This is a genomic window from Blautia intestinihominis, from assembly GCF_040096655.1.
Classification (GTDB): Bacteria; Bacillota; Clostridia; order Lachnospirales; family Lachnospiraceae; genus Blautia_A; species Blautia_A intestinihominis.
Genome location: NZ_JBBMEI010000067.1, coordinates 1 through 17,231, shown reverse-complemented (window position 1 = coordinate 17,231; position 17,231 = coordinate 1). Strand labels below are relative to the sequence as shown.

General features: G+C 42.0%; 13 protein-coding genes and 1 pseudogene. 13 read left to right on the top strand and 1 reads right to left on the bottom strand.

The features are described 5' to 3' along the window. The first annotated feature begins 814 nt into the window (after positions 1 to 814). The 10 genes from WMO75_RS15630 (at position 815) to WMO75_RS15585 (ending at position 12,545) form a co-directional block, all read left to right on the top strand. Complete coding sequence (locus WMO75_RS15630) at positions 815 to 2,047, top strand: MYG1 family protein (protein WP_118698027.1); 1,233 nt, start codon at positions 815 to 817, stop codon at positions 2,045 to 2,047. A gap of 87 nt (positions 2,048 to 2,134) precedes the next feature. Then, the gene (locus WMO75_RS15625; RefSeq protein WP_349078446.1) at positions 2,135 to 3,142 is read left to right on the top strand and encodes a LacI family DNA-binding transcriptional regulator; all 1,008 of its coding nucleotides are present in this window, start codon (positions 2,135 to 2,137) and stop codon (positions 3,140 to 3,142) included. Positions 3,143 to 3,363: 221 nt separating this feature from the next. Further along, the gene (locus tag WMO75_RS15620) at positions 3,364 to 4,644 is read left to right on the top strand and encodes an ABC transporter substrate-binding protein (protein WP_022213843.1); all 1,281 of its coding nucleotides are present in this window, start codon (positions 3,364 to 3,366) and stop codon (positions 4,642 to 4,644) included. A 16-nt stretch (positions 4,645 to 4,660) separates the two neighbouring features. Beyond that, positions 4,661 to 5,548, top strand: a complete 888-nt coding sequence (locus WMO75_RS15615; RefSeq protein ID WP_118698029.1) for a carbohydrate ABC transporter permease — start codon at positions 4,661 to 4,663, stop codon at positions 5,546 to 5,548. Continuing rightward, positions 5,545 to 6,387 (top strand): carbohydrate ABC transporter permease, encoded by an 843-nt coding sequence (locus tag WMO75_RS15610; protein WP_118698030.1) that lies wholly within the window; start codon positions 5,545 to 5,547, stop codon positions 6,385 to 6,387. The genes WMO75_RS15615 and WMO75_RS15610 overlap by 4 nt, the downstream gene beginning before the upstream one ends. Positions 6,388 to 6,591: 204 nt before the next feature. Next, positions 6,592 to 8,259: a glycoside hydrolase family 13 protein gene (locus WMO75_RS15605; protein WP_118698031.1), complete on the top strand. Its 1,668-nt coding sequence runs from the start codon at positions 6,592 to 6,594 to the stop codon at positions 8,257 to 8,259. A 14-nt stretch (positions 8,260 to 8,273) separates the two neighbouring features. Beyond that, positions 8,274 to 10,265 carry a glycoside hydrolase family 31 protein gene (locus WMO75_RS15600; protein ID WP_118698032.1) on the top strand — a complete coding sequence of 664 codons (1,992 nt, stop codon included), beginning with the start codon at positions 8,274 to 8,276 and terminating at the stop codon, positions 10,263 to 10,265. A 405-nt stretch (positions 10,266 to 10,670) separates the two neighbouring features. Further along, positions 10,671 to 11,573: a Dam family site-specific DNA-(adenine-N6)-methyltransferase gene (locus tag WMO75_RS15595; protein ID WP_158583603.1), complete on the top strand. Its 903-nt coding sequence runs from the start codon at positions 10,671 to 10,673 to the stop codon at positions 11,571 to 11,573. 14 nt (positions 11,574 to 11,587) lie between these two features. Continuing rightward, positions 11,588 to 12,334: a hypothetical protein gene (locus WMO75_RS15590; RefSeq protein WP_302700145.1), complete on the top strand. Its 747-nt coding sequence runs from the start codon at positions 11,588 to 11,590 to the stop codon at positions 12,332 to 12,334. A gap of 25 nt (positions 12,335 to 12,359) precedes the next feature. Then, positions 12,360 to 12,545: a hypothetical protein gene (locus WMO75_RS15585; RefSeq protein WP_118698034.1), complete on the top strand. Its 186-nt coding sequence runs from the start codon at positions 12,360 to 12,362 to the stop codon at positions 12,543 to 12,545. Between the two features lie 74 nt (positions 12,546 to 12,619). On the opposite strand, the gene WMO75_RS15580 is transcribed toward WMO75_RS15585, so the two are convergent. Next, positions 12,620 to 12,865: a helix-turn-helix domain-containing protein gene (locus WMO75_RS15580; protein WP_022213837.1), complete on the bottom strand. Its 246-nt coding sequence runs from the start codon at positions 12,863 to 12,865 to the stop codon at positions 12,620 to 12,622. A 245-nt stretch (positions 12,866 to 13,110) separates the two neighbouring features. On the opposite strand from WMO75_RS15580, the gene WMO75_RS15575 reads away from it, so the two are divergent. The 3 genes and pseudogenes from WMO75_RS15575 to WMO75_RS15565 form a co-directional block, all read left to right on the top strand. After that, positions 13,111 to 14,385 carry a glycoside hydrolase family protein gene (locus tag WMO75_RS15575; protein WP_158583604.1) on the top strand — a complete coding sequence of 425 codons (1,275 nt, stop codon included), beginning with the start codon at positions 13,111 to 13,113 and terminating at the stop codon, positions 14,383 to 14,385. 12 nt (positions 14,386 to 14,397) lie between these two features. Beyond that, positions 14,398 to 14,706 (top strand): annotated as a pseudogene (locus tag WMO75_RS15570) (RICIN domain-containing protein); the annotation flags it as partial. Between the two features lie 3 nt (positions 14,707 to 14,709). Then, positions 14,710 to 17,231 (top strand): RICIN domain-containing protein (locus tag WMO75_RS15565; protein WP_349078448.1); only part of this gene is annotated, 2,522 nt, incomplete at its 3' end.

Below are 17,231 nucleotides of genomic sequence, written 5' to 3'. Positions count from 1 at the left end.
AGCTCATCCTGTTTTCTGATCTCTTCTTTTAAATCAATGTCCATAAGGCAGCCCTCTCTTTCTTATAGAGAAGTATAGCAGAAACATGGGAAAAAAGCGAATTTCCAGGAATTGTCCTTTCGTCAATATGACTGCGGATAAGCAGGTATTTTGTATCTTGAAAAATAAGGACTATATGGTAAGGCTATAAAAAAATGTACTGTGTAAGATAAAATCCGGTGGATAACTCTTCAAAAAAGAAACAGCAGGAAAGACTATAAACATAATTTTTCCTGCTGGAACTGGTTATCCACAAAACAAAAAATAAATTTCGTCACTTTTTACAATGGGCTATGCATACCCTTGAACAGTAACCAGGGGGAAGGTATGTGGAGATGGTGTGAAAAAGTATATTGCAAATGAGAAGTGCATATGCTATAATGCCAGTAGGCAAAGAGATTACAAGTCCATGCGGACAAAAAGAATGAAGCCCTCAGTAGCACCAATACTGGGGGCTTCTTCTTGCTTTTTATAGTGGACAGGAAAACCACTAGGTTAGAGTTGCCCTATTTGTCTCCGTCTAGCCATTTGCAAACATAGTAGGCAAATATGCTTGCCGTACAGGAGACAAGAAACGAGATTACAGTATCCATGCAGTTCACCTCCTCCCGTTGCCGGGTATCGGTTGGACAACATAACCATTATGTCATAGAACAAAATGTGCAACAAGAGTGAGCGTCAATTATTCTTCAGAGATATACGAAAAATGTATATCTGTGGATATAAAATAGGTATTTGACGCATTATTTACAAAATAAGAGGAGCACCACACAACATGAATGATCTACTAAATAAAATCCGCACCCAATCCGCCACCGCATTCACCCACAGTGGCAAATTCCACGCAGATGACGTTTTTTCATCTGCGCTGTTATTATATTTGAACCCTGAGATCACGATCCTACGCGGCAACCGCGTGCCGGATGACTTCGACGGGATTGTTTTTGATATCGGCAGAGGAAAATATGATCACCACCAGAAAGACAGCAGGATCCGTGAAAATGGCGTCCCATATGCAGCATTTGGACTTCTGTGGGAGGAGCTTGGACCGGAGATCCTTGGCGAAGAACTGGCGCAGAAATTCGATGAAGCTTTCGTGCAGCCGCTTGATAACAACGATAATACCGGTGAGAAGAACGAACTTGCAATTCTGATCGGAAACTTCAACCCGACCTGGGATGCTGAGGGTGGTAACGACGAAGCTTTTTTTCAGGCAGTCAGCGTTGCCGGGATGATTCTGGAAAATAAATTCGAACGATACAGAGGCAACGAACGTGCCGACAAACGAGTAGAAGAAATCTATGCCAGACATCAGCAGGCGTTTCACGACAGAGAAAAGCACAGAGATGACGCAAGAATCCTCACCCTCCCGGAATTTGTTCCCTGCCAGAAATTCCTCTCCGAGACACAGATTGCCTTCGTGATCTTTCCATCTAACAGAGGTGGCTACTGCATTCAGCCTCAGAAAAAAGAATACTCTATGAATTACAAATGCAGTTTCCCGCCAGAATGGCTCGGTCTCGAAAACGAAGAACTCAAGGCAGCAACCGGTCTCAAAACAGCAAATTTCTGCCATAAAGGCGGTTTTCTTATGACTACCGGTGAACTTGCAGATGCAGTACAGGCATGTAAGCTCAGTATGGAACAGTTTCACGAGAAACCTGTAATCGTAAGCTTTGGTGGAGCAGCAGAATACGACGAACTTCTCCACCAGCTCCCTAAATTACAGGCAGCAGAGATCATCCACATAGATTTCCCAGCCCTTCCGGAACTGGAAATCCAGGGAATCTACGCCGAAGTGTCCATGGAGAAACAGGAATGGAAAGTCCGGATCAAAGATCAGGTCAGAAAAATCCTCAAATACAAGCCGGAAGCTGTTTTCGTCGGAGAAAATCTCTTCGCAGCATACCCGATCGTACATGCACTCCGAAAGAAACACATCCCGGTTCTCACAGCAGCAGAAAAAGACGGACAGAAGCTTCTTGTCAGAATTCCATCAGGTTCATAAACGAATAACATCTATAACGCCGCAACACACACTAAAATATACCAAAACAGATTAAAACATACGAAACAAAAGGAGGCTGAACAATATATGATCCGTCTTCAGGACATCGCGGAAATGGCAGGCGTCAGCCGCACCACCGTATCAAATGTCATCAACGGCAAAACCAAAAGGGTTTCCCAGGCAACCATTGATAAAATAATGGCAATCCTCAAAGAACAGAACTATGTCCCACACATGGGCTCCGTGATGCTTTCCGGTCACGGTTCCAGGATCATCGGAGTAGTTTTAGGTTTTGCCTACACGCACGGCATGCAGTCCCTTCAGGACCCGTTCGTAGGCGAACTGATCGGAACTATCCAGAAGGAAACCGAAGAAAAAGGCTACTACGTCATGCTCATCGGCGGAGAAAACATCCAGAATGTAGTGGACATTGCTTCCAAATGGAACGTAGAAGGTCTCATCATCCTCGGTTATGACAAAGATCAGTACCGCAGACTTTCCCGCAAGCTGAACAAAAAAATGATCCTGATCGATGCCTACCCCAAGGGAGCCTACACCTTCCAGAATGTTGGTGTAGACGATTACTCCGGCGGTTATCAGATCGGGGAATACCTCTATTCCCGCGGCTATGAGAAAGCCCTGTTCATCGCAGAAACCGATCAGGACAGCGATTATTACCGCTGGATGGGCTTCAAACAGGCGATGGAGAAGCAAGGGAAATTCTGCAGCCGTTCCCGGTATATCGTCGTCCCGGGTGACAAAAATCCACGTCTTCGGAAATACAGAGAACTCCTTCCACGTTTCCTTGAAGCAAAAGCACTGGCTTTTTCCTCAGATTATGACGCGATCGAGGCGATGAACTTCTTTTTTGATGAGGGGATCAGTGTTCCAGATCAGATTTCCATCACGGGTTACGATGACAGTATATATGCAAGCATGGTCCGGCCGAAGCTGACAACAGTTCATCAGGATATCCAGCAAAAAGCACATCTGGCACTGATACGTCTAATGAAACTGATCCAGGGAGAAAACCTGAAAGAACTAAATGTAAAAAGTCCGGTCTATCTGGTCAAAAGGGATTCTGTCAAAGAATGACAGAGTCCTTCTTTTTTTTGTTCAAAGTGCATAAAAACAGAAGCTAAACTTTGTCTACAATTTAAGTTTCGCGAGAAACCTATTGATTTTATAGAGGCAGTGGGGTTATGATAAACTCACCAAAAGGGAACAGGACAGACGTGTCCGGGGTAATGTTTCGTAAACTTCTGGTGCTGCGCAGCCTTCATACTTGTAAACAAACATCATGGAGGAAAGAAAAGATGAAAAATAAAAAAATTATCAGCGTATTAATGGTTGGTGCCTTAATGGCAGGTATGCTCACTGTAACTGGATGCGGCGGATCTTCCGACGGGGATTCTTCTGCAAAGGGTGGAAAAACAGAGCTGGAACTGTTTTCCAGTAAAGCAGAAAACAAAGACGTTCTTCAGCAGCTTGTAGATAAATTCAATGAAACACATGAGGACGTGACGATCAAGATCACAGCTCCGGCAGATGCAGGAACTGTATTAAAGACAAGAATGGCAAAGAACGATATGCCTGACATCGTAATGATGGGTGGAGACAACAACTATACAGAAGTAGAGAGTGCAGGAATGCTGGTTGACTTAAGTGATCAGGATTACATCTCCAACATCCAGGATTCTTATATGCAGATGGTTTATGACGTAAACAAAGACAAAGAAGAAAAAGCATACGGCGTTCCATACGCAACAAACGCATCTGGTGTCATCTATAACGTAGACAAATTTGAAGAACTCGGGCTTGAAATTCCAAAGACATGGGATGAGTTCATTGACGTACTTGACCAGATCAAAGATGCAGGAGAGCAGCCGCTTCTTATGACTTACAAAGATGCATGGACAAGCCTCTGCCCATGGAACAGCATGGCACCTGATCTTCAGCCGGAAGGATTCACAGACGACCGTAAAGAAGGCAAAACAACATTCGTGGGAACTCACGAAGAGATCGTAGAAAAATATCTGACACTCCTTGACTATGCACAGGATGACTTCATGGGTCTGACTTATGACGATGGAAACAAAGCTTTTGCAAACGGTGATTCAGTCATGATCATCAACGGAAACTGGGCGATCAATCAGTACAAGAGTGCTAATGCAGATCTGAATGTCAACATGTTTGCACTTCCGGCATCCAATGATGAATCCAAAAACTATGTAACATCAGGTGTTGACGTACTTCTTGGCGTATGCAAAGACAGCGCAAACGAAGATATGGCAAAAGAATTCGTTTCCTTCATGATGGAGCCGGAAAACGCACAGACCTATATCGACGATCAGTTCGCATTCTCCGCTATCAAAGGTGTAGAGCAGAACAATGAAACAGTTGCTGGTGTCAAAGAAGATATCGCCAACGGCAAAGTAGCAAACTTTCCGGATCACTACTATCCGTCAGGATTTGATCTTTCCGCACTTATTTCTGAAATGTGCCTGAACTATTCCAATGGAATGGACAATCAGGAAAATATGGACCAGTTCCTGAAACAGTGTGATGAAAAATACGACATCGCTAATGTAGATTAAGTGAGGAGATGATCCCATGAAGAAAAAAACAGCCCGCAAAAGACCTGCTGTTAATAAAGTTTATTACATTTATGTAGGAATCCTTGCAATATTATTCTTTATCTTCCATACGATCCCGTTCCTGAGAGGCGTTTTGTACAGCTTTACGGACTGGAAAGGATATGGAGACTGGAACTTTGTTGGTCTGCGCAACTATCTGCACATGTTCTCAGATGCAGATACAGGAAATGCATACCTGTTCACTTTCAAGTTTGCAGTGATCGCAACGATCCTTGTAAATGTGATCAGTCTGATCCTTGCGTGTGCACTGAATGCGAAGATCAAATTCAAAAACACGATCAAAGCTTTTTACTTTCTTCCATATATGCTTGGAAGCCTGATCGTTGGATTTATTTTTAACTATATTTTTGCAAACCTGATCCCACAGCTCGGAAAGAGCCTCGGGATCCAGGCATTAAGCGTAAACATCCTTGGTACCAATCATGCGATATGGGGAATCATCGCCGTTGCTGTATGGACCGGATGTGCATTCAACACCCTGATCTATATCGCAGGCCTGCAGTCTATTGATACGGATGTGTACGAAGCAGCAGACCTCGACGGAGCAACCGGCTTCCGCAGATTTACCAAGATCACCTTCCCGCTTCTGGCACCATCCTTTACCATCAACATGGTACTTTCTGCAAAAGGATACCTGATGGTTTACGACCAGATCATGGCGATGACAGAAGGTGGACCGGGAACCAGTACAACTTCTATCGCAGTACTTATTTATAAGAAAGGCTTCGGCGGCGGTCAGTTTGCTTACCAGTCAGCCAACGCAGTCATGCTTTTTATCGTAGTAGTATTGATTTCCGTGTTCCAGTTACGTATACTTGAAAAGAGAGAGGAGAAATTAGGATGAAACGTCGTACAGCAAACGTAAAAGAACGTTACAACTGGCCTGTGACCATTCTTCTGATCGCAGGAATCGTGCTGATCATCCTTCTGCCTCTGTATATGGCACTGATGATCGCAATCAAAGATCCGTCAGACATGAACAATATCCTGGCACTTCCGACAAAACTTCGTCTTCAGAACTTTGTCGATGCCTGGAATATGACAAATTTCCCGAGGAAATTTTTTAACACAGCTTTTATTACCGTGATCAACCTGATCTTTACCCTGATCACAAACTCATTCGCAGCATATGCGATCACAAGAAACAGAAAGAAGAGTAAATTCTTCTCAATCATGTATTACTACTTTATCAGTGCAATGTTCATTCCGTTCCAGGTAATCATGCTTCCGTTAGTTGTACAGGCAAATACTTTCCATTTGGACAACATCTACGGAATCACATTCCTGTATATCATCTTCGGTCTGCCGATGAACACCTTCCTTTATACAGGTGCTGTCAAAGCAATCCCGGAGGCACTGGATGAAGCAGCAATGATCGATGGTGCAAACCCGATCCAGACATTCAGCCGGATCATTTTCCCGGTACTGAAACCTACCACTGCAACCGTAGCAATCCTTTCATTTATGTGGACATGGAACGACTTCACCATGCCGCTGGTACTTTTGAGCGATGAGAGTCAGCAGACATTACAGCTTGCACAGTACGTATTCAAAAAACAGTTCTCTGTAGATTACAACCTGGCATTCGCATCCTATCTGCTGGTTCTTGCCCCTGTACTGATCGTATACCTCTTCTGCCAGAAATGGATCATGAACGGTGTGGTTGCCGGTGCGGTTAAGTGAGATACCAGGGTTAAAAGTTCAGAATGTCGTTCCTGCTTGCAGGATAAGACATTTGAACTTGGAACCCGCCAGACATGAGGAAGTAGCGATTTACGGAGTAAATCTGTGGATTCCGAATGGCTGTAGAATTACGTGAGCTGTGCAACAGCGGAGTAATTCGTAGGTATCGGTCAATAAAACAATAATAAATAGGAGGCTTATAGCATGGAGAAAAAATGGTGGAAAGAAAGCGTCGTATATCAGATCTACCCGAAAAGTTTTAATGACAGCAATGGAGATGGTATTGGAGATATCAGAGGAATCATACAGAAACTTGATTATCTGAAAGAACTTGGCGTAAATGTGCTGTGGATCTCTCCAATGCTTGAGTCTCCACAGGATGACAACGGTTACGATATCTCTGATTATCAGAAGATCTACAAAGACTACGGAACAATGGAAGACTACGAAGAACTGCTTGCCGAGGCACACAAACGCGGCATCAAGATCCTGATGGATCTCGTTGTCAATCACACTTCCGATGAACACAACTGGTTCATCGAAAGCCGCAAGTCCAAAGACAATCCGTACCGTGATTACTATATCTGGAAAGAACCGGTCAACGGAAAAGAACCAAACAACTGGGGCGGTGTATTCGGCGGTTCCGCATGGGAATATGATGCCCAGACCCAAATGTATTACCTGCATCTGTTCTCGAAGAAACAGCCGGATCTCAACTGGGAAAACGAAAAAGTCCGCCAGGAAGTTTATGATATGATGACATTCTGGTGTGAAAAAGGAATCGATGGCTTCCGTATGGATGTTATCAGTATGATTTCCAAAGATCAGGCATTTCCGGACGGAGAAATGAACAATAGTCTCTATGGCGATTTTGGACCATATTGCGTACATGGTCCGAGGGTTCATGAATTTCTTCAGGAAATGAACAGAGAAGTACTTTCCAGATATGATATCATGACAGTTGGTGAAACTTCAGGAGTTACTATCGAAGAGGCACAGAAATATGCGGGAGAAGCCGGAAAAGAACTGAATATGGTATTTCAGTTTGAGCATGTGGATAATGGAAGCGGTGATTACGGAAAGTGGACAACTGAGAAATATGATTTCAAAGAGTTCAAGCGCATCATGATCAAATGGCAGGAAGAACTTCAGGGCAAAGCATGGAACAGCCTGTTTCTTGGAAATCATGATCAGCCGAGAAGTGTCAGCCGATTTGGAAATGACAATCCGGCATACAGAGAGACTTCCGCAAAAATGCTGGCAACCTGTCTTCATATGATGCAGGGAACGCCGTATGTATATCAGGGTGAAGAGCTTGGTATGACAAATGTCTACTTCGATAAACTGGAAGACTATCGTGATATTGAGAGTATCAATTTCTTTACAGAACTTACGGAATCAGGACTTATGACTCCGGAATACATGATGAAATGTCTGATGCTGAGAAGTCGTGACAACGCGAGAACTCCGATGCAGTGGGATACTTCCGCGCAGGCAGGATTTACAGACGGTGAGTCCTGGATCAAAGTGAACCCGAACTATAAAGAGATCAATGCGGCGCAGCAGCTCAAAGATCCGAACTCTATTTTCCATTACTATCAGAAACTGATCAGCCTGCGTAAAGAAAAAGACATCATCGTTTATGGTGAGTTTGAACCGCTTTATCGTGACGACGAGCAGATTTTTGCTTACACAAGAAAACTGGATCAGGAAAAACTTCTGACAGTCTGCAATTTCAGTGAAAGAAATGCAGAGATGGAGATTCCGGAAGAATTCAAAGGTGCAGAATGTCTGATCACAAATCTTGACAGAACTGTATTTGAAGGTAAAATTGTTTTGAAACCATATGAGGCATTTGTATTATATAAATAAGAGGGAACACAGAGATGATCAGAAAATACAGATATGGAACTCCGTTTGACACGGAGGCACTGACCGAAAAAATTGAAACAACTGAGGGCGTTTTTCCATATGGAGAGGTCAGTCAGGAAGAGGGATTTGCTTTTACTTATATCATGGACGAAGATGATATCGTCTATGGCCTGGGTGAATCCAACCGCGGAATCAACAAAAGAGGCTACTGCTACATCAGCAACTGCACAGATGATCCGGAGCATACAGAGGACAAGCGTTCTCTGTACGGAGCTCACAACTTCATTATCGTGAGCGGCAAGACGACGTTTGGATTATTTTTTGACTATCCGTCAAAACTGACCTTTGACATCGGATATACCAGAATGGATACCCTTAAAGTATCCTGCGAAAATGCAGATCTGGATATTTACGTGATTGAGGGCGAAAATGCTTATGATATCGTAAAACAGTTCCGTCATGTGATCGGGCGCAGCTACATCCCGCCAAAGTTTGCTTTTGGTTTCGGACAGAGCCGCTGGGGTTACACCACAAAGGAAGATTTCCGCACTGTTGCAAAAGGATATCGCGAGAATCACATCCCGATCGATATGATCTACATGGATATTGATTATATGCAGTCTTTTAAGGATTTCACACTGAGCGAAGAAAACTTCCCGGATTTTCCGGAATTTGTACAGGAAATGAAGGACCAGGGTCTTCGTCTGATTCCAATCATCGATGCCGGAGTCAAGGTCGAACCGGGATACGATGTTTACGAGGAAGGCGTCAGAAACAACTATTTCTGCAAGAGAGAGGACGGAAGTGATTTCGTTGCAGCCGTGTGGCCGGGAGATACTCACTTCCCGGATATGCTGAATAAGGATGCCAGAAAGTGGTTCGGAGACAAATATCGTTTCCTTATTGAACAGGGAATTGAAGGCTTCTGGAACGATATGAACGAGCCGGCAATCTTTTATTCCTCTGAAGGACTTAAAGAAGCAAAAGAACTTGCCGGAGAGTTTGCAAAAGACACAGAAGGCAGGATCCATCCGTGGGATATGCAGGCAAAGATGAAGGGCATTGCAAACAATCCGGAGGATTACAGAAGATTTTACCACAATGTGGATGGCAAAAAAATCCGTCACGACAAAGTGCATAACCTTTTTGGCTACAACATGACAAGAGCAGCAGGGGAAGCCTTTGAGCGCATTGATCCGGAAAAACGTTTCCTGATGTTCTCCAGATCTTCCTACATCGGAATGCACCGTTACGGTGGAATCTGGACCGGTGACAATAAATCCTGGTGGTCACACATTCTTCTTAATCTGAAGATGATGCCATCTCTGAATATGTGCGGTTTCATGTACACAGGTGCCGACCTTGGCGGATTTGGCGCAGATACAACCAGAGATCTGGTGCTCCGTTTCCTTGCTTTGGGTGTATTCACCCCGTTAATGCGTAATCATGCGGCAGAAGGAACCAGAGAGCAGGAATGCTACCAGTTCGAAAACATCGAGGATTTCCGAAATGTCATTAATACCAGATACCGTCTCGTACCGTATCTGTACAGCGAGTACATGAAAGCTGCACTGAACGATGACATGTACTTCAAACCGCTCGGCTTCGTTTATCCGGATGACAAGATGGCGATTCGCGTAGAAGACCAGCTCATCCTCGGAAACGAGATCATGATCGCACCGGTCTACGAGCAGAATGCAAGAGGACGCTACGTTTACCTGCCGGAAGAAATGAAATTCATCAAGTTCCTGCCAGACGGAACCATTTCCGAAGAAATCCTCGCAAAAGGAGTTCACTATGTAGACGTAGCACTCAACGAAGTACCACTCTTCATCAGAAGCGGCAAATGCATCCCGCTCGCAGAAGTGGCAGAGTGCGTGAAAGATATTGATACAGAGCACCTCAAGATGCTTGGCTATGAAGGCAGCAGCTATACTCTGTACGAAGATGACGGAATCCATAAGGATTATAATAAGGAAGAGAATTACAGGGTTCTGACGAAATAGGGTAATATTGAATTTGGATATGTGTGAATGAAAGCAGGGCTGACAGTCTGTTTGGGATTGTTGGCTCTGTTTTTTTTATGTTAAATCTGGAAAAAATTTATGATGAAAGGTAAAAAATACTTGTGTGAGAGGAGAGACGAGAAGGTGTATAGCACAACAAAGAATCAAAAGTATTCCTGTGGAGAGAGCAGTAATCCTAAAATTAAAAGAGTTCATAGTTAATTAAGAAAAGAGATTGCTAGAAAAAGAAAAGTGTGATAATATTTTTTTATAGAATGCGAAAATATGTTCGGGAAAAGGTCAAGAATGAAAATGTGAATACTGATATTCTATTTCATGTTTACGTTGTCCTGTGAAATAAGTGATATATTAGAAATTGTTGTTGATGAATAAAGGAGTATGATTATGAAAATACCTCATTTAGTACAATATCAGGGGAGTAAAAGAATTATAGCCCCAGAAATAGTTAAATTTTTCCCAACATCATTTGACAGACTTATTGAACCATTTGCAGGTACATGTGCGATTACAATTTTAGCCGCTGCACAAGGTCTATGTAATGAATTTTGGATTAATGATATTAATGAGCCTCTTGTAAATCTTATGGAAGAATGTATAAACAATCCTTTAAAATTAATTGATGCATATGAAGATATATGGAATGGACAATTTGATGAAGGAGAAAATAATATAGATTACTTCTATAAAATTAGAGAAGAATTTAATAAAGGTAAAAAAGATTCAGCCAGGATGCTCTTTTTGTTGGCAAGGGTAGTAAAAGGGGCGGTGAGATATAATTCTAATGGAGAATTAAATCAGTCTTGTGATAAAAGACGTTATGGTACAAGACCGAAAGTTATTGCTAATAATGCATTAGAGATATCTAAATTGTTAAAGGATAAAGCCTCATTTTCAAGTTTGGATTATAAAGATGTATTATCTGGAGCACAAAAAGGAGATTTGGTCTATATGGATCCTCCTTATCAGGGAACTTCCAAAAGAGACAATACGAGAGATAATAGATATATTCAAGGTGTCGAATTTGATGAATTTGTGGAACAGTTAAAGAAATTAAATGATAAAGGCATAGATTATATAGTTAGTTATGATGGGAAAACAGGTGATAAAATCATTGGGAAGGCTTTACCTGAATCATTGGGATTAACGCATGTTTATATAAATGCCGGGGTATCGGCACAGGCAACACTCAATGGCAAAAATGAAATTACGTATGAGTCATTATACGCTAGTAAAAATTTAATAAAACGGCAAGAACAATATGAACAAATGAAATTATGTTTTGCGTAAAGGAGAAACACAATATGGATTTATCCCAGGAATTTATAGATGTGTTGAAGGCAGTAACAAAAAAGAGAGCAAGATTTGTAATAGATACGATTCTGGAAAAGGGGTATTGCAGTACAGAGGATTTAAAAAATGCTGGTTATGAACATGCTCCGAGGGCTGCAAGAGATGTAAGAGAATTAGGTATTCCATTGGAAACTTACAAAATAAAAGATTCTATAGGAAAAAGTATCGCAGCTTATAGATTTGGAGATTGGGAAGAAGCAAAAAGAAAAAATCAGTTATCCAAAACATCTGGAAGAACACAACTGACGGAAAAACTAAAAAATGCATTATTGGAACATTATGGTGCCAGGTGCAATTTATACGGTGAAGAATATCCTGCAAGGTTACTTCAACCAGATCATCGCATTCCATATGAAATAGGTGGAGATCCAGAGAATATGATGGATTTAGATCGATTTATGTTGCTATCACCTTCAGCAAATAGAGATAAATCTTGGGCATGTGAGCATTGTGAAAACTGGAGTAAAAAAGATATAAGTATGTGTAAAGAATGTTATTATGCATATCCGGAAAATTACAGTCATATTGCTGGAAAATTGGAGAAAAGAGTTAGTGTGATTTTTAATGATGAAGACATGTATTTATATGATGAATTACTTGCTCAAGCCAGTGAAAACGGCATTACATGTGAAGAGGAAACAAAAAGAATGATTGCATATTATCAGAAAATGTTAAAAATGCGAGGTGATAAAAAATAAAATACTAAAAGAGGATGTGAGTATTATGTGTAATTTAAGCCAGAAAATTAAAGAGACTGGAATTGAAACCGGAATTGAAATGGGTAAACGGGAAATGATCATGAAAATGTACAACAAAGGCTATACAGCTGCTCAGATCGCGGATGTGGCAGAAATGGACGAAGAACAGATAAAAGATATTATAAAAAATTCTGAATTGTTGGCAGTATAAGAAATCCAGGTAAATGAATGTAAGGATGTGTAGATAAGATTAAGGCTGGCAGTCGTATGAGATGACTGTCAGCCTTAATTTTTATATCTTGAGTGTTTTCTTACAGGAAGAGGTTTTTTGATATTGGTGAAGCCGAGGATATAGTCGGCAGAGACCTGATAATACTGACACAGTGCAATCAAATGTCGGATTGGCATTTCATTGGCTCCGCGTTCGTATCGGGCATACATAGTCTGAGAGGTTCCGAGATATTCTGCAATCTGAGTCTGCGTACAGTCGGCATCTTCACGAAGATCCCGAATTCGTTGTATATAATTCAAATAAAGCCTCCTTCCATGCAATTTAGGTAAACTTTACCATAGTACATATATTTATCATTGCGATTAGTAAATATATGTACTAAAATTAAATCAAATCAAGCACCAGAGAAGAAATAATGCATAAAAATAATGAAATTTGCAGGAATAAAAGAACAATTTGCGCTAGAAAAACAAAAGACTCAAAAAGAACAAGCTGTTGTTTTGCTATAATCTGCAAATAAAACACAAAAAAGAGGAAACAGAGTATGAAAAAGAAAGCAAAGAAGTGGTTTAGCTGTATAACGGCGGCTGCACTGGTGATGTCTACGGTGAACTTGCCAATAGATGTACTTGCCAGCGACTTTGAGGATGGGGTGGAGACTTCGGTAGAGGATGAGCAGATGGATTTTTCAGATATGGAAAATTCAGAGGACTTGGAAATCGAAGATGTTCCAGAAGATGTACTAGTGGAAGAGGAAACAGATACAGAGGAGGGAGCATCAGATTTAGAAATAGAAACAGAGTTATTTACGGATACAGAGGAAATAACAGAATCAACAGATGAAATTTTAAGTGAAACTGGCTCAGAAATAAATACTTTTTCCAGCCGGGCAGGAGGAATGACAACAGGAGAAAATGGATATTCACTTATAAAACAGTTTGAGAGTTGTCGTTTGACGGCATATAAGGCAGTTTCAACAGAAAAATACTATACAATAGGATGGGGACATTACGGCTCAGACGTCTATGCAGGGATGACAATTACTCAGGCACAGGCAGACCAGTATTTAAAGCAGGATGTTGCGAAGACAGAGAATTCGGTAAATAGTTTTCTTAATTCTAATAGAATTACAATAGGACAAAATCAGTTTGATGCGTTGGTTAGTTTTACATATAATTTGGGAAATGTATGGGTTAGTACGGAAACTTTTCAATTAAAGACAATTTTGAAAAATGGATATACAAAGTATTCTGATGCACAAATACGTACAGCATTTACAAACTGGAATAAATCAGGAGGTCAAGTCTTAGCGGGATTGACAAGAAGGCGAAATGCTGAGGCAGATTTGTTTTTATCTAATAGAAAGCCGGATCCGACACCAACACCCATCCCAATCCCGCAGGGAAGCGTGACCATCAGCGATGGAGAATATCACATTGTTTCGGCTTTAGACAGTTCAAAAGCATTGGATGTATGTAACCAATCGAAAGATAATACTGCCAATATCCAGATATACAGCAACCTGGCAGATGGGACAGAAACTTTTCATATAACATATATTGGAAATGGTGCATACAAGATCATAAATTCAAACAGTGGCCGCTGTCTTGATGTGGATGGAGCCGGTATGACAGCCGGAACCAATGTCCAGCAGTATGATTATGTAGGGGCAGACCAGCAGCAGTGGATCATACAGGAAGATAATGGCTGGTTTAACATCATATCCAAGAAAAATGGACTGTATCTGGATGTGGAAGACGGCAATTCATCAAATGGAGCAAATGTACGGGTATGGAACGGAAATGGATCGGATGCCTAGAGATGGCGTTTTGTTGCCTGGGGAGACAATATAGGAGAAACTGTCAGTGAAGGCAGATATCATATTGTTTCAGCATTGGATGGGGCAACGAAAGGATTGGATGTTTACTGTGCGGCGAAGGACAATGGAACAAATATCCAGATTTCTGACAATCTGAACGATGACAAACAGACATTTGACCTTACTTACCTGGGAAAAGGATATTATAAAATCATAAATACCAACAGTGGGAAAAGCCTGGATGTGCAGGCAGCAGGTACAAAACAGGGAAGCAATATCCAGCAGTATGATTATGTTTATGGGGGAGTGAACCAGCAGTAGTGGATCATTAAGGAATCATCTGGTGGCTGGTTTAATATCATTTCGAAACATGATGGCCTGTGCCTGGATGTAGCAGCGGAAAATGGAAGCAATGTACAAGGCTGGACGTGCAATGGTTCGGACAGGCAGAAATGGCGTTTTATTGTATGTGGAAGTGATGACGGACAGACCATCAGTGATGATGAATACCATATCGTGTCCGCACTGGATGAAAAGCAGGGACTGGATGTTGAAAACTGTTCAAAAGAGGATGGAGCAAATATCCAGATCTATCCGAATACCTGGGATGCAAAGGAAACATTCCATGTGAGTTATCTTGGAAACGGGTATTATAAGATCATAAATTCCTACAGTGGAAAGAGCCTTGATGTTATGTGGGCAGATACAAGACGTAAAACGAACTTACAGCAGTATGGGTATAATGGGGTAAACCAGCAGCAGTGGATCCTGCGAAAAACATCTGACGGGTATTATAAGATCATATCAAAGGCAAGCGGCTTATGCGTTGATGTTGAAAATGGAGTTGTTGCCAATAATGCAAATGTATGGATGTGGACAAGCAATGAGACGAAAGCCCAGAAATGGAAGTTTATACCAGTAAAGAAAGACTTAAGCGGCTACAGCTTAAGCTTATCCCAGGACACGTATTCTTATGACGGAACAGAAAAGGCACCGGATGTGACTGTGAAAAATGGAACTATTACATTGGTAAAAGGTAGCGACTACTCTGTAAGTTATACGAATAACATCAATGCAGGAACAGCAACGGTTACAATCACCGGAACAGGAAAATACACAGGAAAAATCACACGACAGTTTAAAATTAACAAAGCATCCCAGAACTTGACAGTCTCCATTGATAAGACAGACCTTGCAATAGGAGAAACGGCACAGATCAAGGCAAGCGGACAGGGACAGATCACTTATAAATCCAGTGCGGAAGATAAGGTGACAGTCAGCAGTACTGGAGTAATCACAGGAAAACAGGCTGGTGATGCAACGATCACGATCACCGCAGCCGGAACAGAGAATTATAACAGCGCAATTAAAGAGCTGGTAATTCATGTGCTGAAGGACTGTGTGGGAAATAAACATACCTGGGATTCTGGAAAGATTACAAAACAGCCAACCTGTACAGAGGATGGAAAAAAGACTTATACCTGCACAACCTGTGGAACCACAAAAACAGAGAACCTTTCATCCACCGGACATGCTTGGGATAATGGAAAAATAACAAGAGAAGCAACCTGTACAACAGATGGTCAGAGAACTTACACCTGTGCGACCTGCAAGAATATAAAAACAGAAAGTATCAGCAAGACAGGCCACAAAGAAGTGAAAGATGTAGCAGTATCAGCAACTTGTGAGAATGCAGGCAAGACAGAAGGAAGCCACTGCAGCGTCTGCGGTACAGTAATTAAAAAACAGGAGACAATCCCAGCTGCCGGGCATACCTGGGACTCTGGAAAAGTCACGAAACAGGCAACCTGCACAACAGATGGACAGAAGACCTACACCTGTACGATCTGTAAGAAAACAAAAACAGAAAACATCAGCAAAACCGGACACAAAGAAGTAAAAGATGCGGCAGTATCAGCAACCTGCGAGAATACTGGTAAGACAGAAGGAAGCCACTGCAGCGTCTGCAACACAGTGATCAAAAAACAGGAAATTCTTCCGGCAACAGGACATACTTGGGATAGCGGAAAAGTTACCACTGCAGCAACCTGCACAACAGATGGAGAAAAAAACTACACCTGTACAACCTGTCATAAGGCCAGAACCGAAAGCATTCCAAAAACGGGTCATACAGAAGTGAAAGATGCAGCAACACCAGCAACCTGTGAAAACACCGGAAAAACAGAGGGAAGTCACTGCAGTATCTGTGGAACCGTACTTAAAAAACAGGAAACTCTTCCAGTACTCGGACATACCTGGGACAGCGGAAAAGTTACCAAAGCAGCAACGTGCACAACAGACGGAGAAAAAACCTACACCTGCACAACCTGCCACAAGACCAGAATCGAAAGCGTTCCGAAAACCGGACATACAGAGATTAAGGATGCAGCCGTATCAGCAGCTTGTGAGAGCACTGGAAAGACGGAAGGAAGCCACTGTAGTATTTGTGGAACTGTAATCAAGGCTCAGGAAATCATTCCAGCAACCGGGCATGACGAAGTTACAAAATTTGTAAAGAAGGCAACTTGTGAGGTCGAAGGTTACACAGGTGATATATACTGTAAAAAATGCGGAAAAATGCTCAAGGAAGGAAAAGTCATCGAGAAACTTTCCCACGACTGGAAACAGATTGGAACCAAAAAGGCAACCTGCACTACCAGTGGCGAAAATACTTACACCTGCACCCATTGCAACAAAAACAAGACAGAACAGGTCCCGGCAACCGGACACAAATGGAGCACCTGGAAAAAAATTCCGATGCGACAGTCCTCAAACCACAGAAACAGCAGAGAACCTGCAGCCTGTGTCATATTTCACAGACCAGAGACTATGGAAGCAAACTCAAA